The organism is Acidovorax sp. BL-A-41-H1 (assembly GCF_051942715.1).
Window position 1 is genome coordinate 38,715 of sequence record NZ_JBPVJQ010000014.1, and the last position, 23,867, is coordinate 62,581.

General features: G+C 66.2%; 25 protein-coding genes. 12 read left to right on the top strand and 13 right to left on the bottom strand.

The window, feature by feature from the left end:
- Window positions 1-78: 78 nt before the first annotated feature.
- From ACTPOI_RS25935 to ACTPOI_RS25945, 3 genes are read right to left on the bottom strand one after another with little or no spacing between them, the layout of a single operon-like run.
- Window positions 79-1,119: an ABC transporter permease gene (locus tag ACTPOI_RS25935; protein WP_440114521.1), complete on the bottom strand. Its 1,041-nt coding sequence runs from the start codon at window positions 1,117-1,119 to the stop codon at window positions 79-81.
- Entirely contained in the window at window positions 1,100-2,590 is a 1,491-nt protein-coding gene (locus ACTPOI_RS25940) for a sugar ABC transporter ATP-binding protein (protein ID WP_440114524.1), read from the bottom strand. Before ACTPOI_RS25940 ends, ACTPOI_RS25935 begins: the two co-directional genes overlap by 20 nt.
- A complete protein-coding gene (locus tag ACTPOI_RS25945) occupies window positions 2,587-3,837 on the bottom strand; it encodes an ROK family transcriptional regulator (protein WP_440114527.1) in 1,251 nt (416 codons plus the stop codon). The genes ACTPOI_RS25940 and ACTPOI_RS25945 overlap by 4 nt, the downstream gene beginning before the upstream one ends.
- 268 nt (window positions 3,838-4,105) lie before the next feature.
- On the opposite strand from ACTPOI_RS25945, the gene ACTPOI_RS25950 reads away from it, so the two are divergent.
- Both ACTPOI_RS25950 and ACTPOI_RS25955 read left to right on the top strand, forming a co-directional pair.
- Entirely contained in the window at window positions 4,106-4,606 is a 501-nt protein-coding gene (locus ACTPOI_RS25950; RefSeq protein WP_440114530.1) for a TIR domain-containing protein, read from the top strand.
- Complete coding sequence (locus ACTPOI_RS25955; RefSeq protein WP_440114533.1) at window positions 4,603-5,481, top strand: macro domain-containing protein; 879 nt, start codon at window positions 4,603-4,605, stop codon at window positions 5,479-5,481. Before ACTPOI_RS25950 ends, ACTPOI_RS25955 begins: the two co-directional genes overlap by 4 nt.
- A 241-nt stretch (window positions 5,482-5,722) precedes the next feature.
- Here ACTPOI_RS25955 and ACTPOI_RS25960 read toward each other — a convergent pair whose 3' ends face one another.
- Entirely contained in the window at window positions 5,723-6,196 is a 474-nt protein-coding gene (locus ACTPOI_RS25960; protein WP_440114536.1) for a cupin domain-containing protein, read from the bottom strand.
- 57 nt (window positions 6,197-6,253) lie between these two features.
- Complete coding sequence (locus ACTPOI_RS25965; RefSeq protein WP_094290820.1) at window positions 6,254-6,652, bottom strand: tautomerase family protein; 399 nt, start codon at window positions 6,650-6,652, stop codon at window positions 6,254-6,256.
- 117 nt (window positions 6,653-6,769) lie between these two features.
- Here ACTPOI_RS25965 and ACTPOI_RS25970 point away from each other — a divergent pair, with 117 nt between their 5' ends.
- Window positions 6,770-7,708 carry a LysR family transcriptional regulator gene (locus tag ACTPOI_RS25970; protein WP_440114540.1) on the top strand — a complete coding sequence of 313 codons (939 nt, stop codon included), beginning with the start codon at window positions 6,770-6,772 and terminating at the stop codon, window positions 7,706-7,708.
- Between the two features lie 117 nt (window positions 7,709-7,825).
- On the opposite strand, the gene ACTPOI_RS25975 is transcribed toward ACTPOI_RS25970, so the two are convergent.
- The gene (locus ACTPOI_RS25975) at window positions 7,826-8,548 is read right to left on the bottom strand and encodes a class I SAM-dependent methyltransferase (RefSeq protein ID WP_440114543.1); all 723 of its coding nucleotides are present in this window, start codon (window positions 8,546-8,548) and stop codon (window positions 7,826-7,828) included.
- A gap of 250 nt (window positions 8,549-8,798) precedes the next feature.
- On the opposite strand from ACTPOI_RS25975, the gene ACTPOI_RS25980 reads away from it, so the two are divergent.
- From ACTPOI_RS25980 to ACTPOI_RS26005, 6 genes are all read left to right on the top strand, one after another.
- Window positions 8,799-9,287, top strand: a complete 489-nt coding sequence (locus ACTPOI_RS25980) for an Rrf2 family transcriptional regulator (protein ID WP_440114546.1) — start codon at window positions 8,799-8,801, stop codon at window positions 9,285-9,287.
- Window positions 9,250-10,209, top strand: coding sequence for an NAD(P)/FAD-dependent oxidoreductase (locus ACTPOI_RS25985; RefSeq protein ID WP_440114549.1), 960 nt, complete (start codon window positions 9,250-9,252; stop codon window positions 10,207-10,209). The genes ACTPOI_RS25980 and ACTPOI_RS25985 overlap by 38 nt, the downstream gene beginning before the upstream one ends.
- 201 nt (window positions 10,210-10,410) lie before the next feature.
- A complete protein-coding gene (locus ACTPOI_RS25990) occupies window positions 10,411-11,286 on the top strand; it encodes an AraC family transcriptional regulator (RefSeq protein WP_440114552.1) in 876 nt (291 codons plus the stop codon).
- Window positions 11,283-12,269, top strand: a complete 987-nt coding sequence (locus ACTPOI_RS25995) for an alpha/beta hydrolase family protein (protein WP_440114555.1) — start codon at window positions 11,283-11,285, stop codon at window positions 12,267-12,269. The genes ACTPOI_RS25990 and ACTPOI_RS25995 overlap by 4 nt, the downstream gene beginning before the upstream one ends.
- Window positions 12,270-12,474: 205 nt before the next feature.
- Window positions 12,475-13,053, top strand: coding sequence for an AAA family ATPase (locus tag ACTPOI_RS26000; RefSeq protein WP_440114558.1), 579 nt, complete (start codon window positions 12,475-12,477; stop codon window positions 13,051-13,053).
- Between the two features lie 92 nt (window positions 13,054-13,145).
- Complete coding sequence (locus ACTPOI_RS26005) at window positions 13,146-14,129, top strand: endonuclease/exonuclease/phosphatase family protein (protein ID WP_440114561.1); 984 nt, start codon at window positions 13,146-13,148, stop codon at window positions 14,127-14,129.
- A gap of 7 nt (window positions 14,130-14,136) precedes the next feature.
- Here the strand turns inward: ACTPOI_RS26005 and ACTPOI_RS26010 are convergent, their stop codons facing one another.
- Window positions 14,137-15,114, bottom strand: a complete 978-nt coding sequence (locus ACTPOI_RS26010) for a DMT family transporter (RefSeq protein ID WP_440114564.1) — start codon at window positions 15,112-15,114, stop codon at window positions 14,137-14,139.
- An 89-nt stretch (window positions 15,115-15,203) separates the two neighbouring features.
- On the opposite strand from ACTPOI_RS26010, the gene ACTPOI_RS26015 reads away from it, so the two are divergent.
- A complete protein-coding gene (locus ACTPOI_RS26015; RefSeq protein ID WP_440114567.1) occupies window positions 15,204-16,070 on the top strand; it encodes a LysR family transcriptional regulator in 867 nt (288 codons plus the stop codon).
- A 412-nt stretch (window positions 16,071-16,482) separates the two neighbouring features.
- Window positions 16,483-17,631: a zinc-binding dehydrogenase gene (locus ACTPOI_RS26020; protein ID WP_440114570.1), complete on the top strand. Its 1,149-nt coding sequence runs from the start codon at window positions 16,483-16,485 to the stop codon at window positions 17,629-17,631.
- Between the two features lie 143 nt (window positions 17,632-17,774).
- Here the strand turns inward: ACTPOI_RS26020 and ACTPOI_RS26025 are convergent, their stop codons facing one another.
- The 3 genes from ACTPOI_RS26025 to ACTPOI_RS26035 are packed head-to-tail and all read right to left on the bottom strand — an operon-like array spanning window position 17,775 to window position 19,620.
- On the bottom strand, window positions 17,775-18,428 hold the full coding sequence (locus ACTPOI_RS26025) for a DsbA family protein (RefSeq protein WP_440114573.1): 654 nt from the start codon (window positions 18,426-18,428) through the stop codon (window positions 17,775-17,777).
- A gap of 3 nt (window positions 18,429-18,431) precedes the next feature.
- Window positions 18,432-18,704, bottom strand: coding sequence for a hypothetical protein (locus ACTPOI_RS26030; protein WP_440114576.1), 273 nt, complete (start codon window positions 18,702-18,704; stop codon window positions 18,432-18,434).
- 49 nt (window positions 18,705-18,753) lie between these two features.
- Window positions 18,754-19,620, bottom strand: a complete 867-nt coding sequence (locus tag ACTPOI_RS26035) for an MBL fold metallo-hydrolase (RefSeq protein ID WP_121506740.1) — start codon at window positions 19,618-19,620, stop codon at window positions 18,754-18,756.
- 125 nt (window positions 19,621-19,745) lie between these two features.
- Here ACTPOI_RS26035 and ACTPOI_RS26040 point away from each other — a divergent pair, with 125 nt between their 5' ends.
- Entirely contained in the window at window positions 19,746-20,639 is an 894-nt protein-coding gene (locus ACTPOI_RS26040; RefSeq protein WP_440114580.1) for a LysR family transcriptional regulator, read from the top strand.
- A gap of 273 nt (window positions 20,640-20,912) precedes the next feature.
- On the opposite strand, the gene ACTPOI_RS26045 is transcribed toward ACTPOI_RS26040, so the two are convergent.
- From ACTPOI_RS26045 to ACTPOI_RS26055, 3 genes are all read right to left on the bottom strand, one after another.
- On the bottom strand, window positions 20,913-21,905 hold the full coding sequence (locus ACTPOI_RS26045) for a Bug family tripartite tricarboxylate transporter substrate binding protein (protein ID WP_440114583.1): 993 nt from the start codon (window positions 21,903-21,905) through the stop codon (window positions 20,913-20,915).
- A 45-nt stretch (window positions 21,906-21,950) separates the two neighbouring features.
- Complete coding sequence (locus ACTPOI_RS26050; protein WP_440114716.1) at window positions 21,951-22,301, bottom strand: AtuA-related protein; 351 nt, start codon at window positions 22,299-22,301, stop codon at window positions 21,951-21,953.
- Between the two features lie 143 nt (window positions 22,302-22,444).
- A complete protein-coding gene (locus ACTPOI_RS26055) occupies window positions 22,445-23,842 on the bottom strand; it encodes an acyclic terpene utilization AtuA family protein (RefSeq protein WP_440114586.1) in 1,398 nt (465 codons plus the stop codon).
- Window positions 23,843-23,867 lie beyond the last annotated feature (25 nt).

Here is a 23,867-nt window from a genome sequence, read left to right on the forward strand (position 1 = left end):
CTTTGGAATATGGCCATGGAAGCTGGCCGGCTGGGGAACACGAAAGTCAAACGACCTACCGAGAAAACCGAAGATCCATCACCGCTTTCCGCGCTGCATGAAGGCAACCGCGATGATCACGAACCCCTGCACCGCCGCATTCAGGTACACGCTGATGATGCTGGTGAGGTTGAGGATGTTGCTGATGACCGAGAGCAGGATGGCGCCCACCACCGTGCCGGTGATGCTGCCCGCCCCGCCCTTCAAGACCGTGCCGCCCACGATGACGGCAGCAATCGCCTCCAGCTCCCACAGCAGGCCCGTGGTGGGCGATGCAGAGCCCAGGCGCGGTACGTAGAGCAAGGTGGCGATGCCTACGCACACGCCGAGAAGCATGTACGTGAGGATCTTGATCTTGTGCACGTCCACCGCCGCGTACTGCGCCACCTGCTCGTTGGAGCCGATAGCCTGCACATAGCGGCCATAGGCCGTGCGGTTCAGGATCACGCCGCCGATGACAGCCACCAGCAAAAAGACCCACACCGGAATCGGCACACCCAGCAGGTTGGCGTAGTACACCGGGCTGTAGATGTCCGACAGATCGTTCTCCAGGGTGATGGCCCCGCCGTTCGAAAAGTACGTGAGGTACGCACGGAAGATGCCCAGCGTGCCCAGCGTGACGATGAAGGGCTCGATGCGCCCCTTGGTGATGAGCAGGCCGTGCACCAGCCCAAACACCGCGCCCAGCACCACCGCCAGCAGCATGCCCACCACCACGGCCGCCATGGGCGAGCCCAGCACGGGCGCCATCGCGTTCATAAACAAGATGACCGAGCCCGCGATCAGCGCCGCCATCGACCCCACCGACAAATCGATGCCGCCCGAGATGATGACGAAGCACATGCCCACCGCGATGATGCCGATGAAGGCCGTGCGCGTGAGCACGTTCATCACGTTGTCGTAAGTAGCGAAGTTGCTGTTGAGCAGCGTGCCGGCAATGCACAGCAGCACCAGACCGATGACCGGGCCCAGGCCGTGCAGCTTGCCCCACCAGGCGCTGGCACCGGTGGCGGCCGCAGCGGCGTGGCGGCTGCCGCCCGCCTGGGGGGCAGCGGTGTTTTCAGCGGGTACCTGTGGCATGGGCGATCAACTCCTCTTCGGTCAAATGGGGTTCTTGCAGCGTGGTCTGCAGCCGCCCGGCGCGCATCACCGCCACGCGGTGGCACAGGCCGATCAGCTCCATCAGTTCGGACGAAATCACCACCACCGCAAGCCCCTGCTCTGCCAGGCGCTGCACCAGGTGATAAATCTCGCGCTTGGCGCCCACGTCCACGCCTCGCGTGGGCTCGTCCAGCACCACCACGCTGGGGCCGGGGTGCAGCACCTTGGCCAGCGCCAGCTTTTGCTGGTTGCCGCCCGACAGCGACGACGCGCGCACCTCCAGCGACCCGGTGCGGATGCCGAACTCCTGCACCGCATCGCGCAGCGCAGCCTGCTCGGCCGCCGGGTCGAGCCAGGGCTTGGCATAGCGCTCCAGCGCCATCAGCGTCAGGTTGGGCCGCAGGCTGAAATGCACATGCAGGCCCTTGCCCTTGCGGTCTTCGCTCAGGTACGTCAGGCCGTGGCGCGCCGCATCGCGCGGGCTTTTGAGCTGCACGGGTTTGCCAGCAATTTCTACCGTGCCGGCCGAGCGCGGGCGCAGGCCCAGCAGGCCCTCGAACAGCTCGGTGCGGCCCGCGCCCACCAGCCCGGCAAAGCCCAGGATCTCGCCACGCCGCACGTCAAAGCTCACGTCCTCGGCCCAGCCCGGCACCGTGAGGCCGCGCACTTTGATGGCGGGCTCTCCACCCGCAGGCGCAGGCAGCTTGGGCGGGAACAAATCCGCCAGCTCGCGGCCCACCATCAGGTTGGCCATCTGCCGCCGCGTCACGCTGGCCGTGGCCTCGCGCGCCACCAGTAGGCCGTCGCGCATCACCACCACCTCGTCGGTGGTGCGCTCCACTTCGTCGAGCTTGTGCGATATGTAGATGATGGTCACGCCCGCCGCCTTGAGCCCCGCCATCAGCGCAAACAGGCGCTCCGTCTCGCCGGGGGTCAGCGTGGCAGTGGGCTCGTCCATGATGAGCAGGCGCGCATTGCGGGCCAGCGCGCGGGCAATCTCCACCAGCTGCTTTTCGGCCACTATGAGCTTGCGCACCCGCGTGTCCGGGTCCAGCGGCAGGCCCACTTGCGCCAAGGCAGCGCGCGTCTTCTCGCGCATTGCCTTGTCGTCCAGGAAGGGGCCGCGCTTGATCTCATGGCCCAGGAAGATGTTCTGCGCAATCGTCAGGTCGTCCGCCAGGTTGAACTCCTGGTGGATCAGCACAATGCCCTGCGCCTCGGCCGCGCGCGAGCCGCCGCCCGGTGCGCGCACCGCGCCGTCCACCACCACCTCGCCGGTGGTGGGGCTCTCGTACCCCGCCAGAATCTTCATCAGCGTGGACTTGCCCGCGCCGTTCTCGCCCAGCAGGCCGTACACCCTGCCCGGCTGCAGCGCAAAGCCGACGCCGTGCAGCACGCGCACCGGGCCAAACTCTTTGGTGACGTTGCGGAACTCGACGGCTACGCTCATCGCACAGCCCCTGTTCCTACAACTGCTCCAACGCCCGCACCCGCCACCGAGCCCGCGCGCGACAGGCTCTCCTGCATCGCCAGCACGCCCGCGCCCACCACACCGGCATCGTCAGCCAGAGGGGCGTATTGAATCTCCAGGTGCCGCGTCGACAGCGCCAGCGACCGGTGGTACACGCTCTGCCGCACCGACGCCAAAAACAGCGGCCCCATGTCCGTCACCCGCCCCGCAATGAACACATGCGACGGGTTGAAGAAGTTGACGATGGACGCCAGCATCTGCCCCACCAGGCTGCCCGCGCGCTGGATGATGGCGTTGGCCGCCACATCGCCCGTGCGGCTGGCCTGGGCCACGTCTTCAATGGTCAGCGTGCCCGTGCTTTGCAGCCGCTCGGCCAGCAGCGCGCTCTCACCGCGCTGCGCAGCCTCCACGGCCATGCGCGCCATGGCGGGCGCTGCAGCCATGGCCTCCACGCAGCCCTGGTTGCCGCAGTGGCAGCGCGGGCCGTGCTGGTCCACACAGATGTGGCCCACATCGCCTGCCGAGCCATTGGCGCCCCGATACACCTGCCCGTGGCACACGATGCCGCAGCCAATGCCCGTGCCCACCTTGATGACCAAGAAGTTGGGCAGATTGCGCTGCAGCCGGTACATCTCGCCCAGCGCCATCAGGTTCACATCGTTGTCCACAAACACCGGCGCGGCAAACGCCTCGCGCAGGTAGTCGCGGATGGAAAAGCCGTCCCAGTCGGGCATCAGCGGCGGGTTGACGAGCTGCCCGCTTTCAAAATCCACCGGCCCCGGCACGCCCATGCCAATGGCAATCACCTGGTGGGCGGCCAGCCCGCAGCGCGCCAGCAGCTCCCGCATCAGCCCCCGCACCCGCGCCAGGATCACGCCCGGCCCCTGGCGCACATCAATCGGCTCGCGGTGCCGTGCCAGCACCGTCATATCGGGCCGCATCACTGCCACCTGCATGCTGGTGGCGCCCAGGTCGGCGCCAATCACCACGCCCAGGGTTTCGCTCAGACGCAGGGTTTCGGCACGCCGGCCGCCAGAGGATTCCTGCAGGCCTACCTCGTCGAGCAGGCCTTCGTCCAGCAGCGCCGCGACCATGGCGTTGGCCTTGCTCTTGGAATAGGCCAAGCGCTGCGCCAGCGCATTGCGCGACGCGCCTGCGGACCAGAAGATGGTCTGCAAGACGCTCAGGTCTTCAGTGCCGCAGTGACTCCAGCGGGTGGATGGCAAGGCTTGTCTCCTGTCATGGTTTTGTGCAGCACCTCATGGGGGCGGGTGCTTGACAGGGATGCTATGCGGTCTACTTTGGCCGGGCAAGACTGAACTTTGACCAAAATCTATTCAAAGTGACGACTTGGGAAACGATGCGAACACAGGTATCGGTTGGGCGGTACCAATCCAAGATTGCAGTATGGGACCTCGACACTCAGTCACCGCTATCGCGGTCGCCCAACAGCGGCGCACCTCTAAAATCCCGCAACCTGAGGAGGGAGGCTCGATGGCGTACCGCAACAAGACCTACATCGCCTTTGATGGCGACAACGACATGCACTACTACCGTCTCATGACGGCGTGGAAGGCGAATGACGGGTTTTCGCTCAATTTCAACAACGCCCACGAATTGAATACGGCGAGCGATTCGAGCCAAGAGGAGAGCATCAAGCGCCAGCTTCGAGAGCGCTTTGCAAACTCCAAGCTGCTTGTGGTGCTCATCGGAGCAAGCACTAAGTACCTGACCAAGTTCGTCAAGTGGGAAATGGAAGTGGCTTTGCGCCTCGGACTGCCCATCATTGGCGTGAACTTGAACGGGAGCCGACGGATGGATGACCGTTGCCCGCCCACGATTCGAGATCAACTGGTGGTCTACACATCGTTCAATCACAACATCATCGAACACGCGATGGACCACTGGCCTGCCGAGTTTCATTCGCTGCGCAGCGCCGGTAACAGCGGGAATCGCTACTACAACGATGACGTCTACAGGCGGCTCGGTTTATGAGCTACTTCTACGATTCGATTAAAACGAGGGCCTATTGGCGCTACGCGCTGTTCTCGGGGAAGGCCATTGGCAAGTTCTTCGCCGTCATGGGCATCTTGTACTTGTGCGTTGATTTGGCAGACGCATTCAACATCTATAAGAAAGACCAGCATAGTTACTACGGACTGATCATCTTGGTCGTGCTAGCACTGTTATACGTGCTGTCCACCCGGCGGCCGCTCTCACGCATCAGCTACAAGATTCCGCAGAAGGACTTCGCAATAGAAGTTGTGATCGGCGACCTCTTCAAAACTCCCGGTGAGGTCATCATCAGTACCAGCTCTACATTCGACACGGACATGTCGTCAGGGCTGATCGCCGCGTCTAGCCTGCAAGGTCAGTTGGCGACGAATTACTTTAATGGCCAGACCACCGAGATTGATCGGCAGATCGAAGCTTCGCTTGAAAGAGATCAGTTCATCACCAACGAGAAGAGGCCGGGCAAGAAGAAGGAATATCCCATCGGCACAGTCGCCCGTGTCAGCGCGCACAGCAAGAACTTCTACCTTGTAGCAATGTCCCACATGGAAGAGAACAAGAACGCCCGATCAGACCTGAAGATGATCGACGAGGCGCTTGAGAAGCTTTGGGAGAGCTTGGCGGCTAAGGCCGAGGTAGGCGACATCGTGATGCCATTGATGGGCACGGGGCGCGGGCGGGTTCCCTATCCCAGAAAGAAAATGATCGAACGTATTGCTCAATCCTTCGCCGACGCTGCGAGCGAACGTGCGTTCTCAAATAAGCTGATCATTGTTGTGCGCCCGGAAGACGCATCGAAGTTCTCGCTGAATCTGTTCCAGGTTCGGGATTATCTAGGGCAAAGCTTGCACGCTTAAGAACAAGTTGTTCGCGTGTGATCGCCAAAATTGTTGGCCCCTCAGTGGCTTAATCGCAAAGACTACAGGCGGCCGCGCTCAATTCAACGTCACCAGTTTGACTTGGGTGATCTGCCAATAGCCGGCGAACCGGCAACTGGGATGCGTTAGCGTAACGTCATCCAGCTCCATCCCGCCGCTTGCGCCTACAACCAGCCTCTCTTGGCAGCGCACCCACGAGCGCGATGCGCGAAGCACATTCTCAGCGCAGATCTCGCGGCACCACGCCCACCGCCTCGCACCAGCGTTGGAAATCCGCCCGCCGGTCGGCCGTGCGAATCCGCTGCAGCACGGTGTGGTGCGGCCCCAGGTACTCCACGCTCCCCTTGACCACCACATGCACCAGCAGCTCTTCGGTACCCGTCGCCTCCCACCAGTCCACATTGCCGGCGGGCTCGTGGATGTAGTCGCCCGGCCGCACCACGCGGCCATCGTTCAGGCGGCGCTCGCCCGCCAGCGTCAGGGCGTGCACTTCGCCGGTGTGCCGGTGCAGGCCCAGCCGCGTGCCGGGGGACAGGCGCATCAGCTCTACCCACCCAGCGTCGTCGGGCAGGAACTGAATGGGCAGGGACCACTTGCCTTCGCCTTCGGGTATCCAGTCCGCCAGGCCCGCGCGCTCCAGCGCCTGGTCCACGATCACATCGGCAAGGTGGTTGTTTGTTGTCGTCATCGTCATGTTGGTGCTCCTGGGTAAGTAGCTATTGGTGGATGGCTTGATTGATTGCTTGGTTGCTTATTGCTCGGGGTGCTGGTGGCGGTACTCCTGCGTACGGCCGCCAAAGCCGTACGCTGCGGCGCGAACGTCCTGCACGTAGACATAGCTTTCGGGGTGCAGCGCGCCCAGCAGGCCCTCGAAGGCTGCGAACGCCTCGGCGATGTAGCGCGCCTTCTCGGCCTTGGTGTTGGTCTCGTCCACCACCTTGACGTCGAAGTAGAAGCTTGATTGCTTGAGGTCGGCCAGCGACCGGCCGGCGACGTACCAGTCGGCCGGGTCCACAAAGGTGATGACCACGGCGGTGAGGTCGCGCCGCTTGCCGAGCACGCGGGTGGTCAGGTCGAGCAGGGTTTCTGCAATGCGGGCAGACAGCTCGGGCGTGCGTTGGGCAGACACTTTGACGTTGAGGATGGGCATGGAGGGCTCCTGTAAAACTCATGGGGTTGAACGAGCCTTCACTGTAGAAATTGCGCCCCGCCACGGAAACCGCCCGTGGCGATAATGGCTTTTGCTCCGCACGCAAAGGCGCGCACGATGAAAAAAGAACCCCGCTCCTTCCTCCCCGATCCGGCCGACCTGCGGTGGCTGGTGCGGTCGCTCGACCTGCGCTCGTTTTCTGCAGCGGCGCGCGAGATGGATGTGGCGGTGTCGGTGGTGGCGCGCGGTGTAGACCGGCTGGAGGCCGGCTACGGCGTGCGCTTGCTGCGCCGGTCCACGCACGGCCTGTCGGCCACGCCCGAGGGCGCAGAACTCGCGCAGGAAGCGCGTGCCTTGCTGGCGCAGCTGGAGGACATCGGGGCATCGCTGTCTGACCAGCGCAGCCGCGTGGCGGGCACCTTGCGCCTGGCCTCCAGCCAGGAGATTTGCGAGGCGTTGGTGCTGCCCCACCTGGCGGACCTGCAGGTGCGCTACCCCGCGCTGCGGGTGGAGCTGCTGGCCGACGACCGCGTGGCAGACCTGGTGACGGAGGGCATCGACGTGGCGCTGCGCACCACCGTGGGCCACAGCGACCTGGTGGTGGCGCGCGAGCTGGGCCGGTTTGAGCGGCGCCTGTATGCGGCCCCTGGATATTTGGAACAGCACGGCACGCCCGCCGACCCCAGCGACTTGCAGCAACACCACACCGTGACGCACACCGCGCAGGGGCCTGCCGTGACCTGGGCCTTTCGCAATGCACAAGGCAAGCCGCTGGAGGTGACCGTGCGCTCGCGCCTGGCCGCCAGCAGTTCGGCCCTGGTGCACCACGCACTGGTGAGCGGCGCGGGCATCGGCATGCTGTCCAGCCCGCTCGCGGCGGCTGATGTGGCGCAGGGCCGGTTGGTGGAGGTGCTGGCGCCGTTTGCGTCTCGCACCGTGCACACGCTGTACGCGGTGTCGTCACCAGGCCGACGCAATGCGGCCAGGGTGAAGGCGGTGATTGATTTTCTGGTGAAAGCGTCGAAGGACCGGTGGGCGCTGGCGCCTGTGCGTTGAAGATTTTTTATGCACCACCGGCTGGCCGAGGGCCGTTGACCCCTGCCGCAAGACAGCCCGGGGGTGAGCAAGGTGCGGACATGCAGGTCCAATGAGCTGGCCCGCTTTCATTGCTTGCTAGCAGGCCGATGCCACCCAGCCCCGGAACGCAAAGCCCGTGTAAAACATCTGCACATCGCTGAACCCAGCCTCGCGCAGAATCGCCTCGTCTTCCTGCGGCGTCAGCACGGCCAGCTCCGCCGCAATCTTGTCTCGCGCCCTGGCCGCATGCTCCGGCGGCACGCCGGACGCCACCTGAAACGCGGCATAGCGCGACAGCCACAGATCGCGCTCCCCTGCCCCGCCCTCGCCACCGGGGCCAGCACCATCCGCCACGCTCAGATGCGCCACCACCAGCGGTGCCCCGGGCCTGAGCCGCCGCCGGATCTCCACCAGCATGGGCACGCGATCCTCGCGCGGCACAAAGTGAAAAGTCAGCAGGCACGTGGCGCCATCGAATGGCCCGGCTGGTGCGGTCTGCACATAGCCGTGGTGCAGCGCCACGCGGTCGCCGGGCACGCCCGCGCTCTGCAGCCGCTGCGCCGCCAGGTCCAGCATGGGCTGGCTCGGGTCCACGCCGTCAAACCGCCAGCCGGGGTGCGCCAGCGCCATGTCTTCCAGCTCCAGCCCACCGCCCGCGCCCACCACCAGCACGCGGCCGTCGGCGGGCACACGCTCGGCCATCAGGATGCGGGACATGCGCAGCAGGCTGTCGTAGCCGGGCACGTTGCGGCGGGGGCCTTCGGCATAGCGGGCGACCGCGGCGGGGTCGGTGAAGGGGGATGCGGTGGGATGGATCATGGTGTGGTCTGGTGTGCGGTGGGTGCGACGGTTGGCGATGGGCTGGGTCCGCCGGTTTGCCAAGCCCGCGCAAGGTTTCGACAAGCTCAGCCCGAACGGTTGGGGTGGGCAACGTGTCAAAGAAATCAAGCCAAATTGGCCTCTAGCGCTTATCCATCAAGCGCTAGAAGCTATTAATTCAGGAGCATTCTGTTCGTGCGCCAGCGCTGTTTCTGGTTGCATGCTAGCATCACGCAACTTTTAATGTTGCATGAAACGAGATAGCCGACTTTCCAACGTTCTCCACGCGCTGCTGCACATGGCAGAGATGGAGGGGCCCGCCACTTCTGAGGCGATGGCGCAGGCCATGCAGACCAACCCAGTCGTCGTGCGCCGCCTGATGGCGGGGCTGCGGTATGCGGGTTTTGTGTCGTCGGCCAAGGGGCACGGCGGCGGGTGGGTGCTGTCGTGCCCGCTCACCGACATCACGCTGCGCGACATCTACGAGGCGCTGGGCGCGCCCACGCTACTGGCGGTGGGCAACCGCGTGGAGAGCCCCGGCTGCATCGTGGAGCAAGCGGTGAACCGCGCGCTGACCGATGCCTACCAGGCGGCCGAAGAGGCGCTGCTGGCGCGGCTGGGCGAGGTGACGCTGGCACAGCTGTCGGCCGAGTTTCATGAACGCATGGTGGCCGGGTGCCACGGTCACAAGGAGATTGAGCATGGCGACAGCAGCAATGGCAAAAACCCAGGCGTATGAGGTGATCGTGATAGGCGGCAGCTTTGCCGGCCTGTCGGCCGCAATGCAGCTGGCGCGTGCCCGGCGGCGGGTGTGTGTGGTGGACGCAGGCCAGCCGCGCAACCGGTTTGCGGCAGCGTCGCACGGCTTCTTCGGGCAAGACGGCGAGCCGCCGCTGGCGATGATCGAGCAGGCGCGGCGCAAGCTGGCGGCCTACCCCACGGTGGGTTTTGTGCAGGGCACGGTGGTGTCGGCCACGGCGCAGCAACGCGCTGGGTCACCCGAGAACGGGTTTGAAGTGGTGCTGGACGATGGCGCAACCCTGGAGGCCCACAAGCTGGTGCTGGCGTTTGGCGTGCAGGATGGTTTGCCCGAGATTGCAGGCCTGCGCGAGCGCTGGGGCGCCACGGTTTTGCATTGCCCCTACTGCCACGGCTACGAGTTTGCAGGCCAGCGGCTGGGCGTGCTGTACCACTCGGCAGGCTCGGCCATGCACGCGCAGCTGATTGCCGACTGGGGCCCGACCACCCTCTTCCTGAACGGCGACACCACGCTGGAGACCGCCGAGCGCGAGCGACTGCTGGCGCTGGGCATCACCATCGAGCCCGCACCCATCGCCGCGCTGGAAGGCCCGGGCCAGGCGCTGCAGGGTGCGCGGCTGCAAGCCACTGGCGGCGGTGATGCGCGCGTGGTGCCGCTGGATGCGCTGTATGTGGCAGCCACCACCCGCCCTGCCAGCCCGCTGGCCGAGCAACTGGGCTGCGCGTTCGACGATGGGCCCATGGGCCCTTACCTCCGCACCGATGCCAACAAGATGACCACCGTGCCCGGCGTGTATGCCGCTGGCGACCTGACGCTGATGCGGCACAACGCCACGCTGGCCTCGGCCGAAGGCGTGCTGGCGGGTGTGGGGGCGCACCAGGCGCTGGTGTTTGGGCAATAAGAGCAGCTAACAAAACTCTTCTGGCGTTGTTGCCCCGTCTTGTCGTACTGCTCGTACTGCCTGCGACGCAGCGCCTAGCCAGAATCGCTTCGCTGAGTTTTGTTAACCGCTCTAAGTAGCGCAGCGCTGCCGCGGCACCAGGCCACAAAGTAGCAAGATCGGCTAAGTACCGGCGCGCAAGCTGCGGCACACTCTGCGGCCATGAGCCTGGACCAAAGCGCCGATCAGCACTACCGCGACCGCGTGGCCCGGGTGATCGCCCACATCGTGGCGCACCCGCTGGCAGCGCATCGGCTGGAGGACCTGGCCGCCATTGCCCACTTTTCCCCTTTCCACTTTCACCGCGTCTACAGCAGCATTGCGGGCGAAACCGTGGCCGCCACGGTGCGCCGCGTGCGCCTGGCCTTGGCCACGCGGCTGCTGGAGCAAGGCGGGCAGAGCATCACGCAGGTGGCGCTGGAGGTGGGCTACGACAGCCCGCAGGCCTTCACCCGCGCGTTCAGCCAGTTCACCGGGCAGTCGCCACGGGCGTTCCAGCGGGACATGCACCGCCTCATCCTTGATCCAGGCTCCGCAAACGCGCACGCAAACGCGCATGCAAAGGCCGAGCAAACTCTGGCCGTGCAGATCGTCGAGCGCCCGGCGCAACGCCTGCATGCACTGCGCCACCAGGGGCCGCCATCCACCATTCCCCACACGCAGCGGCGGCTGTACCTGCAGTGCGGCCAGCGCGCAGCCCACCGGCTGGGCGCATCGTGCGGAGACCCGCAGGACCTGGGCGGCGGGTTTCGCTACTACGCGGCGGTGGTGCTCTCAGAGCCGCTCCCTGCGGCAGATGGCGGGCTGGAACGGCTGGACATCCCGGCAGGCCTGTACGCACGCCACACGCTCACCGGCCCCTATACGCGCATCAACGCGGCACTGGCGGCCATCCACACACGCTGGCTCCCGGCCAGCGGCTATGAGCCGGACGACCGCCCCACGCTGGAGCACTACCTCAACTCCCCGCGCAACGCCGCGCAGGCGGACCTGCGCACCGACCTGCTGATTCCCATCCGCCCCACCACCTCCCTATGACCCGTTTTCGCTGGCTCTTTCGTTCCCTTTTGCCCGCAGCGCTGTGCTGCGCCGCCACCCTGGCCCAGGCGGCGGGCTTTGCCTTGATCGAGGTGCCCGCGGACAAGGACGGGCCCGCGCTGCGCGGCGCCGTGTGGTCGCCCTGCAGCACGCCGCCGGGCCGCATCGATCTGGCGCCGCTGGTGCTGCAAGGCACGCGGGACTGCCCCGTAGCTGGCCAGGGCCTGCCGCTGGTTGTGGTGTCGCACGGCGCGGGCGGATCGGCCCTGGGGCACCACGACACGGCGGCCACGCTGGCCGACGCAGGTTATGTGGTGGCCGCCATCAGCCACCCGGGCGACAACTTTCAAGACCTGAGCCGCCAGGGCTACCTGTCGGCCTTTGCCACGCGGCCGGTGGACATGAAGCGGCTCACGGATTACATGCTGGGCGCTTGGCCCCAGCGCGCGCAGCTGGACGCGGGCAAGGTCGGTTTCTTTGGCTTTTCACGCGGCGGCTACACGGGCCTGGTGGCCATCGGCGCCGTGCCGGACTGGACGTCACGGCAAGACCTGTGCTCGCCGCTATCCACCCGGCCCTTGTGCGGCGAGATCCGGCGCAAAGAAATCCCCGCCACGCCCGCGCCGGACCCGCGCATTCGGGCGGCAGTCATCGTCGACCCCTTGAGCGTCTTCGATGCCAAGGGCCTGGGGCACGTCAAAACCCCCATCCAGCTGTGGGCCTCAGCACTGGGTGGTGATGGCGTCACGCTGCAAAGCGTGGAGACGGTGCGCCAGGGTCTGCCCAGCGCGCCCGACTGGCATCTGGCGGCCAACGCCGGGCACTTCGCCTTTCTGGCGCCCTGCTCGCCAGCGCTGGCCGAGACAGCGCCGGATATCTGCCGCGATGCGCCGGGGTTTGACCGGGTGGCTTTTCACCAGAAGTTCAACGCGCAGGTGCTGACCTTTTTTCAGCGGCACATCGCGGCATCCAAAGCGCCTTAAGCGCTGTTCGGCAATCGCCACACCGCGGGACCCTTGGGTTGACGCAACCCGCAGCGGGCACCTACACTGCCTCATCGCGTCTGATCCCTTGGGTCGGAGCGAACCACAAAGCCCTCCACCACCGTCGAGGGCTTTTTTTCGCCCTTCGTTTGAAAGCTCTCCCTGCTTGCAGAGAGGGCTTTTTGCATTTCTGGAGCCGTTTCTCATGCCCACGTCCTTCACGCCACCCGCCGCTGCAAGCGTTGCCAGCGCCACCCCGCCCCGCATTCACCTGGTCATTGGCCCGGTCGGCGCGGGTAAGTCGACTTTTGTGCGTCAACTGGTGCAGCAGCACCGCGCTGTGCCATTGAACCTGGACGACTGGATGGCCACGCTGTTTTCGCCTGACCGGCACAGCAGCCCAGACACGGCAGACGTGATGGCCTGGTACGTGCCGCGCACGCTGCGCTGCCTTGCGCAGATCTGGAAAACTGCCGAGGCCGTGCTGAATGCGGGGGGCGATGTGGTGCTGGAGGTGGGCCTGATTCAGCAGGCACAACGCGATGCCTTCTATGCACGCATGGGACCATGGGCGGATGCCGTGGTGGTGTACGTGCTGGACGCCCCGCGCGAGCTGCGGCGCGAGCGTGTGTTGCGGCGAAATACTCAGCAGGGCGCAACGTTTTCGATGGTAGTGCCACCGCACATCTTTGAGCTGGCCAGCGACCTGTGGCAGCCGCCTGGCGAAGCGGAATGTGCGCAGCGCAATGTGGTGTGGGTTCCCGTGGCGGAACGCGCACTTTGAATGCATGAGGGACACCTCCACTGGAAGCGGCACACGCGGCCACGAAGGATGTGGCGCGCACAATGCCGCGTCCCAGCTTGTAGTCCGTAGCCATGCCCACCCGTTCGACGGTTTCCCGCTTCATCTCTGCCCGCGCCCAATGGCTGGCCTGGCTGTGCGCCCTCGGCGCACTGACAGCCCCGGTGTCCCGCATGCTGCCCATCGACCAAATGCCGATGTTGCAATGGCTGGCGGAACTGGCCGCACATTGGCAATGGCTGTATGCCGCCGTGGGTGCGGTGGCCCTGGGTGTGCTGCTGGCGCTGCGGCGCGCGTGGTGGCAGGTGTTGCCAGCGCTGGTGCTGACGATGTGCTTCTTGTGGCAGCCTGCCATCTTGACCCAGGCATCCGCCCGGCCTGCCGATGCGCCTGTGCTGACCCTGGGAACGGCCAACCTGAATCTGGCCACCAGGGATTTCACGCCGCTGGCGCAGTGGCTGGAATCGGCTGACGCGCCCGACGTGCTGGTGCTGGTGGAGTACACCCAGCTGGCCCACGCCGCACTGGCGCACAACCCCGCCATCGCCGCGCGCTACCCGCACCGCCTGACGGCGCCGCAGCCCGACCCGTTTGGGCTGGCAATTGTGTCGCGCTACCCTTTGAATGACGCGCAGGTGCTGCATCCCCGCACCGAACACGACACCCTGCGCCTGCGCGCCACGCTGACATGGAACGACCGGCAAGTGCACTTGAGTGCCTTGCACCCCATGCCCCCGCTAAGCAGCGCTTTCAGCCGCGCGCGCGATCAGGCGCTGCAGGACGAAGCCCGGCACCTCGCCCAGGCCGGCGGACTGGGCCTGATGGCGGGGGACCTGAACACCACGCCCTGGGCACGGGGCCTGTGGGGTGCAGAGCAAGCGCAGATGCGCCGCGCGGGACCCGCGTTGCCCACGTGGCCCAACGCCTGGGGCTGGCTGTCCGTATTGCCGCTGGACCATGTGTTGGCCTCGCCGGGGTGGCTAAGGGTGGATGCGAGCACCGGGCCGAACCTGGGCTCGGATCACCTGCCGGTGGTGGTGCGGCTGATGGCACAGTAGCCGCCAGTCAGCTGGCGAGCCTGGGCCGCCGCAGCGTCCACAGCGCCGCCGCCATCAGCCCCACGCCCGCCAACTGCACGGGGCTGAGCGTGCGGCCATACACCGCCCAGTCCACCAGCACAGCGGTGAGCGGGTACACAAACTGCAGCACCGCAATGCGCCCCAGCCCCAGGCGCGCCATGCCCGCGAACAGCACCACATAGGCCAGCCCCGTGTGCAGCACGCCCAGGCCCAGCAGCCAGCCCCAAGCGGCGCCCAGTGGCGGCCACCCGAGCACAAAGGGAGCCCATGCCAGCGCCACCGCGCCCACCAGGCATTGCCACAGGGCCATGGCGTAGGGGCTGATGGCCTTTTGCGTGTTGGCCAGCAGCGTGACGCCCGCGTAGCACAGCGAGCCGCCCAGGCACATCAGCACGCCCGCCACGTAACCCTGGCTGCTGCTTGCGGCAGCGGCTGCGGCCGTGCTGTCAAGCAGCCCGGTGGTCAGCACCAGGCCCGTCAGCGCCGCCAGGGTGGCCAGCCACTGCAGGGGCGAGATGGCCGCACGCAGAAACAGCGCGCCAAACACGATGACCCAGATGGGCTGGATGTGAAAGATGACCGTGGCCACGGCGATGGAGGTGCGGGGGATGGCCGCAAAGAACAGCGCCCAGTTGAGCACCATGAGCACGCCCGTGGCGCAGGCCACCCAGCGCGCTTTGCCGCTGAGCAAAAGCTCACGCCCCCGGCCTGTGGCCAGGCACCATGCCAGCAGCGCCAGCGCACCAAATGCGCAGCGAAACCACACGGTGACCAATGGGTGCTGGCCCGCCTCTTCCACAAACACGCCGATGGTGCCCAGCAGCACGCCACCGGCAATGAGCAGCCACTGGCCGTCGCGCTCGCGGGCGAGTGCGTTGGCTTGTGCACTGGCTTGTGCGTTGGCGGGCTGTGGCGTGCTGGCAAGGGATGGCGATGCGGCAGTGTGGGATGGGGAGTGGTTCATGCCGTCGATGCTCCGGGTTTCGGGCTACGCTGTAAAACGGATAAATCGAACAGATACCATTCGATAAACGAATTCAAAGCAAACCGCCCATGAACTACCCAGACTTTCAGATCGACTGGCTGCGCGCCTTCGTGGCGGTGGTGGATGCGGGCTCGCTCTCGGGCGCGGCGCCGCTGGTGCACCGCTCGCAGTCGGCCGTGAGCATGCAGATCAAGAAGCTGGAGACCGCGCTGGGCCGCCCCGTGCTGCTGCGCGGGCCGCGCCACCTGGAGGTGACGCCGGCGGGCGCGGAGCTGCTGTCCTACGCGCGCCGCGTGCTGGACCTGCAGGCCGAGGCGCACGCTGCGCTGTTCGGCCCCAAGCTGGCGGGCCGGGTGCGGCTGGGGGTGCCGGACGACTATGCGTCGGCTTACCTCACGCCGGTGCTGCGCAGCTTTGCCCACCGCTACCAGGGGGTGGAGATTGAGCTGACGTGCGAGCAGTCCACATCGCTGATCCCGCGCCTGGGGCGTGGTGAGCTGGACCTGGCACTGGTCTCGCGCGACAAGCCGCAGCGCGGGCGCTTTCTGTTTGATGAGCCGCTGGTGTGGGTTGGCGCTGCGCAGTACGAGGTGTGGCGGCGCGACCCGCTGCCCATTGCGGTGTACGAATCGGCCAGCATGGCGCGGCAGGCCACGTTGTCGGCGCTGGCGGCGCGGCGCCGGGCCTATCGCATCGTGTACCACAGCTCCAGCCTGGCAGGCCAACTGGCCGCCGTGGAAAGCGGCCTGGCCGTGGCCGTGCTCACGCGCTGCAGCGTGCCGCCCCACCTGCAGATCTTGCAGAACCTGCCGGCGGAGTTTGACCTGCCGCCGCTGGATGCCATGCATGTGGCGGTGCTGCGCAGCAAGGTGTCGCAGCGCTCACCGGCGGTGGATGCGATGTATGAGCAGATGGTGCGGACGCTGGGGTACTAAGAACGTGTTTACGATCTCGCAGGGGATCGCGTTGGAGCGAAATCGGGATGAGTGGACGCCTCGGATCCGCCGCATGGGCTCGTGCCCATGCAAGCAGCCGGGGCGTTCAATCGCCCGATTTCGCTCCAACCCGAAGGGCAGTGGCCTTGTCGGGCGGTCTGCGGCGTTGCGGCGCTTGTGGATAGCCGGGCTATCCACTGCGCACCGCGCCTAGCATCCCATCCCGAAAAGGCCGCTGCGCGCCCCCTGGGAGATCGTAAACACGTTCTAAGGGCGCAGGCGCGCGCAGGCCGCCCCTGACGCCACAAGGCACTTGCGCGACGGTGTTTGTGGCGCAATCACGTTCTAATGCTTGCCACCGGGCCGCTCTGAGGAATACAAGGCGCGCCCACTTTCCTCTCGAAAGGCATTCATGACCACCACCGCCACCATCCCCACCACTGCCTTGCAATTGCGCTCCCTCGTCCAGCCCGACGGCACTTTGCAGCTCAGCCTGGAGCCCACGCCCGTGCCAACGCCGGGGCCTGATGAGGTGCTGATCCAGGTGCAGGCCACCCCCATCAACCCGTCGGACATCGGCCTGCTGCTAGGCCCGGCCGATTTGTCTACCGTGCAGGTCAGCGGCACGGCCGATCGGCCGGTGGCCACGGCCCGCATCCCCGAGCGCGCCATGCCCAACATGGCCGCACGCCTGGGCCAGAGCATGCCGGTGGGCAACGAGGGCGCAGGCCTGGTGGTGGCCGCAGGCGCATCGCCCGCAGCGCAGGCACTGCTGGGGCGCACCGTGGCCGTGATTGGCGGCGCCATGTATTCGCAATACCGCGCCATGCCTGCGGCGCAATGCCTGGTGTTGCCACCCGGCACCACGGCGGCCGAGGGCGCATCGTGTTTTGTGAACCCGCTCACGGCGCTGAGCATGGTGGAGACGATGAAGCGCGAGGGCCACACTGCGCTGATGCACACCGCTGCGGCCAGCAACCTGGGGCAGATGCTGAACAAGGTGTGTCAGAAGGACGGCATCGCTTTGGTCAATATCGTGCGCAAACCCGAGCAGGCGGCGCTGCTGCGCGAGATGGGCGCGCAGTATGTGTGCGACAGCAGCGCGCCCACCTTCATGGCCGACCTGACGGATGCGCTGGCTGCCACCGGTGCCACGATTGCGTTCGACGCCACGGGCGGCGGCACGCTGGCTGGGCAGATCCTGCAGTGCATGGAGGCCGCCATCAACCGCACGGCCAAGGAGTACAGCCGCTACGGTTCGGCCGTGCACAAGCAGGTGTATTTGTACGGCCACCTGGACACGCGGCCCACCGAAGTGCACCGCACCTTTGGCATGGCCTGGGGCATGGGCGGATGGCTGCTGTTTCCGTTTCTGCAGAAGATTGGCAATGAAGCCACCCAGGCGCTGCGCGCGCGCGTGGCGGCCGAGCTGAAGACCACGTTTGCAAGCCACTATGCGCGCACGGTGTCGCTGGCAGGGGCGCTGAGTGCGGAGGCGATTGCCTTTTATGGCCCGCGCAATACCGGGGCCAAGGTGCTGATTGATCCGTCGATGGAGTGAGGCTGCGCGGGCGTTTTCCTACGGACTCGCGATCAGCCATCCCAACCGTTCGGGCTGAGCTTGTCGAAGCCCTGGACCGCGCTTCGACAAGCTCAGCGTGAACGGTTTTGGTGTTGTTTCAAAGCCGCGCACTTCCGCCGCGTTCAATCCGCAGCCGCCGCCCGCACCAGCGCCAGCAATTGCTCGCGCGGCCCCAGCAGCGCATTGCCGCCCAGCAACCGCAGCGCCCCACCCTGCCCTGTAACCACCAGTTGCGGCACACCACGCGCACCCACGGCGCGCAGCGTGGCCTGGGCGGTGGCGGTGCGTTCGGCGGTGGCGCGCTGCAAGGTGTTGTCTGGCGCCAAGGCCAGGGCGGCAGCTTCTGGCAGGCCCATGGCTCGCAGCACTTCGGCGATCACAGCGGGGTCTGCGTTGTCGCGCCCCTCCACATAGCGGGCGTGCTGCAAAGCGTGCAACGCATCCAGCTCGCGCGTGGGCGCAGTCTGGGCCACGGCCGTGAGGGCCAGCGTGGCGGGGCCGGAGTCAAAACGGCCGCCCGTGGCACCCAGAATCTGGTTGCGGTAAGCCTGCGTAAAAGACTGGCCGGTGAGCTGCTGGATGCGCTGGTCGTTGGCCCAGGCGTAGGCGGCAAATTGCGCGTCCATGGGCCGCGCGCCTGCGCCTGCAAACAGGCCGGTGGGGGCCAGCACCACCTCGACACCCTCCTGCGCTTGCAGGAACTTAAGTGCGGGCGCGGCGGCATAACACCAGCCGCACAGGGGGTCGAACAGATAGGTCACGGTGACGGTGGGCATGGGTCAAATTCTTTCGTTGGGATCTGAGGTATCAGACGCAGTCAGTGCGGCTTCAAAAGCCGCAATCTCTTCGGCCAGCGTGCCCCGGCTGCGGAAATGGCGGGCGGCGCGGTCGTACCAGTTTTCGGCGTCTTCCAGATCGCCCTCTTGCAGGTGCAGGATGCCGTGCAGCCAGGCGGCGAGCATGGAGCCATCGTGTTGCACCAGATCGTGCGCCGCGTTCCAGCGCCCGGCGTGCAGGTGCTGCAGGACTTGTTGGAGCGGGTGCGTGCTCACGATCTGGTTCCTTTCAACAACTTGCTTTGACAGCTTTCAGCACGTCATCTCACCACTTCATCTCGCCCTTGTTGACCTTGGCACCGATGTCCAGCGACAGGCCCATGGGCGCTGCGGGGTAGGCCTTTTTCATCGCGTCGATGAGTTCGGCGCTGGTCTTGGTGGCCGCGGCGTTCTTCTCGAACGCTTGCAGGTAGCCCTTGGTGTAGCTGATGTTGGCGGCGTCCAGCGCGCCACCTGCGGGCATGTGGCCGGGCACCACCACCGTGGGCTGCAGCGCGGCCATTTCGTCGAGCTGGGCCACCCAGGCGCTGCGCTCGGCCACGGTTTGTGTGTCGGCCGTCCACACATGGGTGTTGGTGCCCACCACGCCAATGTTGCCCACGATGGCCTTGATGGACGGGATCCATGCATACGGGCGGTGCGCCAGCAGGCCGGTGGTGCCACGGATCTCGACCGCCTGGCCGTCCACGCTCAGCGTGTTGCCCGCGATGGCCTTGGGCAGCACGGGCGTGCGCGGTGCATTGGCACCCATCTTGGGGCCCCAGAACGAGAGCTTGGTGGCGAGCTTGGCATTGATCTTCTCCAGCACAGCGGGCGTGGTCACCACGTCGGCCTTGGGGAAGATTTCTTTCAGCGTCTCGACGCCAAAGTAGTAGTCGGGGTCGGCCTGGCTCACGTAGATGGTCTTCAGCTCTTTGCCCGTGTCGAGTACGTTGGCAGCAATGCGCAGCGCGTCGGCACGGGTAAAGCCTGCATCGATGACCATGGCTTCCTTCTCGCCATAGACCAGGGTGGAGTTGACGTTGAAGCTGTTGCCGTCGGCGTTGTAGACCTTGACTTGCAGGGGCTGGGCGGCCTGGGCGCCCGTGAAGGCAACGGCGAGGGTGGCGGCGATGAGGGTAGTGCGGAACATGGTGGTTTCTCCGGGGTTTTGAGAGGTTGTGCAGATGACGGAATGAAGTTTATTTGCGCCAATCGATCCAATAAACCCGATAATTCGCGCATATTTGTTTCATAAATCGATCAAATAATCACTCTATGGACCGCCTGACCGCCATGCATGTGTTTGCCGAAGTCGCCACCAGCGGCAGCTTCAGCGCCACGGCCGACAAACTGGATATGTCGCGTGCCATGGTCACGCGCTATGTGGGCGAGATGGAGCAGTGGCTGCAGGCGCGGCTGCTGCAGCGCACCACCCGCAGCGTGACGCTGACCGACGCGGGCGAACACGCGCTGCGCCGCTGCCAGCAGATGCTGGCGCTGTCGCAAGACCTGGAAGAAGAAACCGCCACCACCACCGAGGGCGCGCTGCGCGGGCAGCTGCGACTGACCTGCAGCGTGTCGTTTGCGTTTGCGCAGATGGGTGCGGCGATTGCGGACTTTCTGGCGCAACACCCGCAGCTCAAGATCGACCTGGACGCGAGCGAAGGATCGTTGAACCTGGTGGAAAAGCGCATCGACCTGGCCATCCGCATCAGCGCCGAGCCCGACCCGCTGCTCATCGGTCGGCCGCTGGCGCGGTGTGATTCGGTGCTGGTGGCATCCCCCGCCTACCTGGCCGCGCACGGCGTGCCGCTGCAACCCGCCGACCTGGCGCAGCACCGGTGCCTGAGTTATGCCAACTTTGGCAAAAGCGTGTGGCAGCTGACGCGCGGCGAGGTGGTGGAGCGTGTGGGCGTGAGCGGCCATTTCAGCGCCAACGAGGCCACCACGCTGATGCGCGCCGCGCTGGCGGGCGGCGGCATTGCGATGCAGCCGACGTATCTGGTCAACCCCTACCTGCACAGCGGCGAGCTGCAGGCGGTGTTGCCACAGTGGGACTTGCCGGTGATGACGATTTATGCGCTGTACCCGTCGCGCAGGCACTTGTCGCCTGCGGTGCGGGCCTTGCTGGATTTTTTGGTGGAACGGTTTGCTGGGGTGCCGTGGTGAGGGATAGTCGCTTGGGCTGAATCACTACAAAATTAATAGCTAACAGCACTTATGCATCAGGCGGCAGAGGCCTATTTGGCTTGATATTCACACCCCTTTGAAAGCGCTCTGAAACTCCCTCTCCCCTGGAGGGAGAGGGATGGGGAGAGGGGGGAGCACGGGGCGCGGCGCTCGGAAGAAGAGCACCCTCTCCCCGCCCCTCTCCCGCGAGGGGAGAGGGAGTGAAGACCCGGCGCAGCGCGTGTTACCCACCGCCGCTACCAGGCCTTCGATTTACTCGGCCTCGATGCCCGCCGCCTTGATGACCTTGCCCCACTTCTGCGTCTCTGCAGCCTGGAACTTGGCCAGCTCATCGGGCGTGGTGGTCCAGGCTTCGGAGCCCGCGTTCTCAAAGAAGCTCTTGGCCGCTGCGCTCTTGGTGGCGGCGGTCAGCAGCTCGTTCAGGCGCGCCACCACCGGCGCGGGCGTGCCTGCGGGCACGTAGGCTGCAAACCAGTAGCCCATGTCGTAGCCCTTCACGCCCGCTTCGTCCAGCGTGGGCACATCGGGCAATTGCGCGCTGCGCTTTTGCGTGGAATAGCCCAGCGCGCGCAGTTTGCCCGCCTTGACCTGCGGCACGCCGGTGGAGGTGTCGGTGATCATCAAATCGATCTGCCCGCCCAGCAGGTCGGTAATGGCCAGCGGGTTGCTCTTGTAGGGCACGTGCAGGATGTCCACAGCCGCCAGCTGCTTGAGCATTTCGCCCGCCATGCGGCTTGACGAGCTGCCGCTGCCAAAGCTGAGCTTGCCGGGGTTCTTCTTGGCAAAGGCCAGCAACTCGCCCACGTTCTTGTACGGCGCGCTGGCGTTGACCACCAGCACCTGCCCGCCCTTGCCCAGGCCGGTGACGGGGGCAAAGTCCTTCACCGGGTCGTACGAGAGCTTTTTGTACAGGTGCTCGTTGGCGGCGTGGGTGGTGTTGGTGGTGATGAGCACGCTGTAGCCATCGGCCGCTGACTTGGCCACGGCCGACGCGGCGAGCATGCCGCTGGCACCCGCCTTGTTGTCGATGACCACGGGCTGCTTGGTGTCGTTGGTGATGGACTGGCCCAGCGCGCGTGCCAGCTGGTCGGTGGCGCTGCCTGCGGCAAAGGGCACGACAAAAGTGATGGCCTTGGCCGGGTAGGCACCGGCCGCTTGGGCGAGCGCAGCGGGGGCGTGCAATGCACCGAGCGCCATTACGGCGGCAGTGGCGAGCAGAGCGCGGCGGGGGGATGAATGGGTCATGTTGTCTCCTGGTGTTGGTATGGATGGAAAAACGAAATCAAAGGTCTAGGCCGTATGGCCGCCAAAGTGCGGCGCCAGGTGCGCGGGCACCGTGACGGGCATATCGAGCAGCAGGTAGCTCAGCGCCTTGCCGTGGCTGTCGAGGTTGAGCGAATCGTTCACGCCGCCGTCGAGCACGTCGTCCAGCACGATGTTCATGGCCTGCAGTTGCGGCAGCAGGTAGCGCGTGACCTGGCGCGGGCGGCGCTGCGCAAACTGCTGTGCCACGGCGGCCTCGGTGACCTGTTCGACCAGCACATCCCACAGCGCGGGGTGCCAGGCGATGACGCTGATGTTGGAGCGGTTGCCTTTGTCGCCGGTGCGGCTGTGGGCCAGGCGATACAAGGGAACAGACAGGAAGCCCCCCCTGAGACGCTGCGCGTCTTCCCCCCCGAGGGGGACGCCGCCGGTGCGGCGGGGCGGCCCTTGCACGGCGGCCGATGGCACGGGCTGCGCCATGTTGGAGGGCCGTGGACTCGGGGATTTGCTTTTTACGCCGGTCAAGGTGATACCTCCAGTGGCCGCAGTGCGGGCTCCACCATCTCGAAACGCACGGCCACCACATCACGCGGCACCAGGCACGACACCGTGCCCAGGCGTGGGCGCATGGCGGTGCGCACGCCGCCACCGCCGGCGGGGCCACAGGTGTAGAGCGCGGTCACCTCGCGCACCAGGCGCTGGGCGATGGCGTGGTCGCGGTGCTGCAGGGCGACGCGCAGGCGCACGTCACGGGGGTCATTGCCATCGTTGTGGGGGGCATCCAGCCAGCGACTGGTGTCGTCGCCAAAGATGCTGGTCACACCAATCAGGTCAATGCGCAGCGGGCCCAGGCCGTGCAGGCGCTCGCGCAGCACCTCGCCCGCCAGCCGGGCGCGGGCTTCGGAGCGCGGGCCGGCGTAGGAGATTTCGCCCTCGGCAAACCAGCCCGATTCAAAACACACGTTGACCTTGAGCGTGGCAGGCCGTGCATGGCCCTGCACGCCCTCCAGCCGCACAGCGTCGGCGCCCACCGTGGTCACGCGGGCGGTGGTGATGTCGGCCACCACATCGGGCGTGAGGTACGCCGCCGGGTCATGCAGCTCGTACAGCAGCTGTTCCTTCACCGTGCGTTCGGTGATACAGCCGCCCGTGCCGGTTGGCTTGGTGATGGTGCAGTGGCCGTCGGCGTCGATCTCGGCGATGGGGTAGCCCAGTTGGGCGAGGCCCAGCACGTCCTTGTAGCCGGGGTCGGCAAAGTAGCCGCCTGTGACCTGCGCGCCGCATTCCAGCAGGTGCCCGGCCATGGTGGCGCGGGCCAGCCGGTCCCAGTCGTCCAGCGCCCACCAGTAGTGCGCCAGCGCGGGGCCCAGCACCAGTGATGGGTCGGCCACACGGCCGCACACCACGATGTCGGCGCCCGCGCGCAGCGCATCGGCAATGGCCTGCGCGCCAATGTAGGCATTGGCGCTGACGATGGGCTCGGTGGGCATCGCGCTGCCTAGCGCGCCCTGTAGCAACGCGCGGTGTTCAGGGCCGCTCAGGTCGTCGCCCTGCAGCACGGCGATGCGCGGGCGGGCCAGGCCCAGTTCGGCCGCCAGCGCGTGGATGCGGCGCGCAGCGCCGTGGGGGTTGGCCGCGCCAAAGTTGCTGACGATGCGCACGCCGTGCGCTAGACACTGCGCCAGCACGGGGCGCAGCAGGTCCACCAGCAACGGCTCATATCCAGCATCGGGGTCGGTGCGGCGGGCGAGCTGGGCCAGGGCCAACGTGCGCTCGGCCAGCGTCTCGAAGATGAGCACCGCAGGCTGGCCGCTGGCGATGAGCGCCTGCACCACAGGCAGGGCCGCATCGGTGCGGTCGCCCGAGAAGCCGGCGGCGCAGCCCACCAGCAGATTGGTTTTCTTTTGGTCGTTCGGCATGAATCCGTTGTCTCCTGAGCGTGAC

Excerpts from the sequence above, each read along its gene's own strand:
- ACTPOI_RS25975 (WP_440114543.1), bottom strand. The coding sequence starts at position 8,548 with ATGATCCATCCCACCGCATCCCCCTTCACCGACCCCGCCGCGGTCGCC.
- ACTPOI_RS26025 (WP_440114573.1), bottom strand. The coding sequence starts at position 18,428 with ATGCCCACCGTCACCGTGACCTATCTGTTCGACCCCCTGTGCGGCTGG.
- ACTPOI_RS25960 (WP_440114536.1), bottom strand. The coding sequence starts at position 6,196 with ATGACGATGACGACAACAAACAACCACCTTGCCGATGTGATCGTGGAC.
- ACTPOI_RS25985 (WP_440114549.1), top strand. The coding sequence starts at position 9,250 with ATGGCGACAGCAGCAATGGCAAAAACCCAGGCGTATGAGGTGATCGTG.
- ACTPOI_RS25965 (WP_094290820.1), bottom strand. The coding sequence starts at position 6,652 with ATGCCCATCCTCAACGTCAAAGTGTCTGCCCAACGCACGCCCGAGCTG.
- ACTPOI_RS26005 (WP_440114561.1), top strand. The coding sequence starts at position 13,146 with ATGCCCACCCGTTCGACGGTTTCCCGCTTCATCTCTGCCCGCGCCCAA.
- ACTPOI_RS25955 (WP_440114533.1), top strand. The coding sequence starts at position 4,603 with ATGAGCTACTTCTACGATTCGATTAAAACGAGGGCCTATTGGCGCTAC.
- ACTPOI_RS26010 (WP_440114564.1), bottom strand. The coding sequence starts at position 15,114 with ATGAACCACTCCCCATCCCACACTGCCGCATCGCCATCCCTTGCCAGC.
- ACTPOI_RS25980 (WP_440114546.1), top strand. The coding sequence starts at position 8,799 with ATGAAACGAGATAGCCGACTTTCCAACGTTCTCCACGCGCTGCTGCAC.
- ACTPOI_RS25995 (WP_440114555.1), top strand. The coding sequence starts at position 11,283 with ATGACCCGTTTTCGCTGGCTCTTTCGTTCCCTTTTGCCCGCAGCGCTG.
- ACTPOI_RS25940 (WP_440114524.1), bottom strand. The coding sequence starts at position 2,590 with ATGAGCGTAGCCGTCGAGTTCCGCAACGTCACCAAAGAGTTTGGCCCG.
- ACTPOI_RS26045 (WP_440114583.1), bottom strand. The coding sequence starts at position 21,905 with ATGACCCATTCATCCCCCCGCCGCGCTCTGCTCGCCACTGCCGCCGTA.
- ACTPOI_RS25935 (WP_440114521.1), bottom strand. The coding sequence starts at position 1,119 with ATGCCACAGGTACCCGCTGAAAACACCGCTGCCCCCCAGGCGGGCGGC.
- ACTPOI_RS26055 (WP_440114586.1), bottom strand. The coding sequence starts at position 23,842 with ATGCCGAACGACCAAAAGAAAACCAATCTGCTGGTGGGCTGCGCCGCC.
- ACTPOI_RS26020 (WP_440114570.1), top strand. The coding sequence starts at position 16,483 with ATGACCACCACCGCCACCATCCCCACCACTGCCTTGCAATTGCGCTCC.
- ACTPOI_RS25950 (WP_440114530.1), top strand. The coding sequence starts at position 4,106 with ATGGCGTACCGCAACAAGACCTACATCGCCTTTGATGGCGACAACGAC.
- ACTPOI_RS26000 (WP_440114558.1), top strand. The coding sequence starts at position 12,475 with ATGCCCACGTCCTTCACGCCACCCGCCGCTGCAAGCGTTGCCAGCGCC.
- ACTPOI_RS25970 (WP_440114540.1), top strand. The coding sequence starts at position 6,770 with ATGAAAAAAGAACCCCGCTCCTTCCTCCCCGATCCGGCCGACCTGCGG.
- ACTPOI_RS25990 (WP_440114552.1), top strand. The coding sequence starts at position 10,411 with ATGAGCCTGGACCAAAGCGCCGATCAGCACTACCGCGACCGCGTGGCC.
- ACTPOI_RS26035 (WP_121506740.1), bottom strand. The coding sequence starts at position 19,620 with ATGTTCCGCACTACCCTCATCGCCGCCACCCTCGCCGTTGCCTTCACG.
- ACTPOI_RS26015 (WP_440114567.1), top strand. The coding sequence starts at position 15,204 with ATGAACTACCCAGACTTTCAGATCGACTGGCTGCGCGCCTTCGTGGCG.
- ACTPOI_RS26040 (WP_440114580.1), top strand. The coding sequence starts at position 19,746 with ATGGACCGCCTGACCGCCATGCATGTGTTTGCCGAAGTCGCCACCAGC.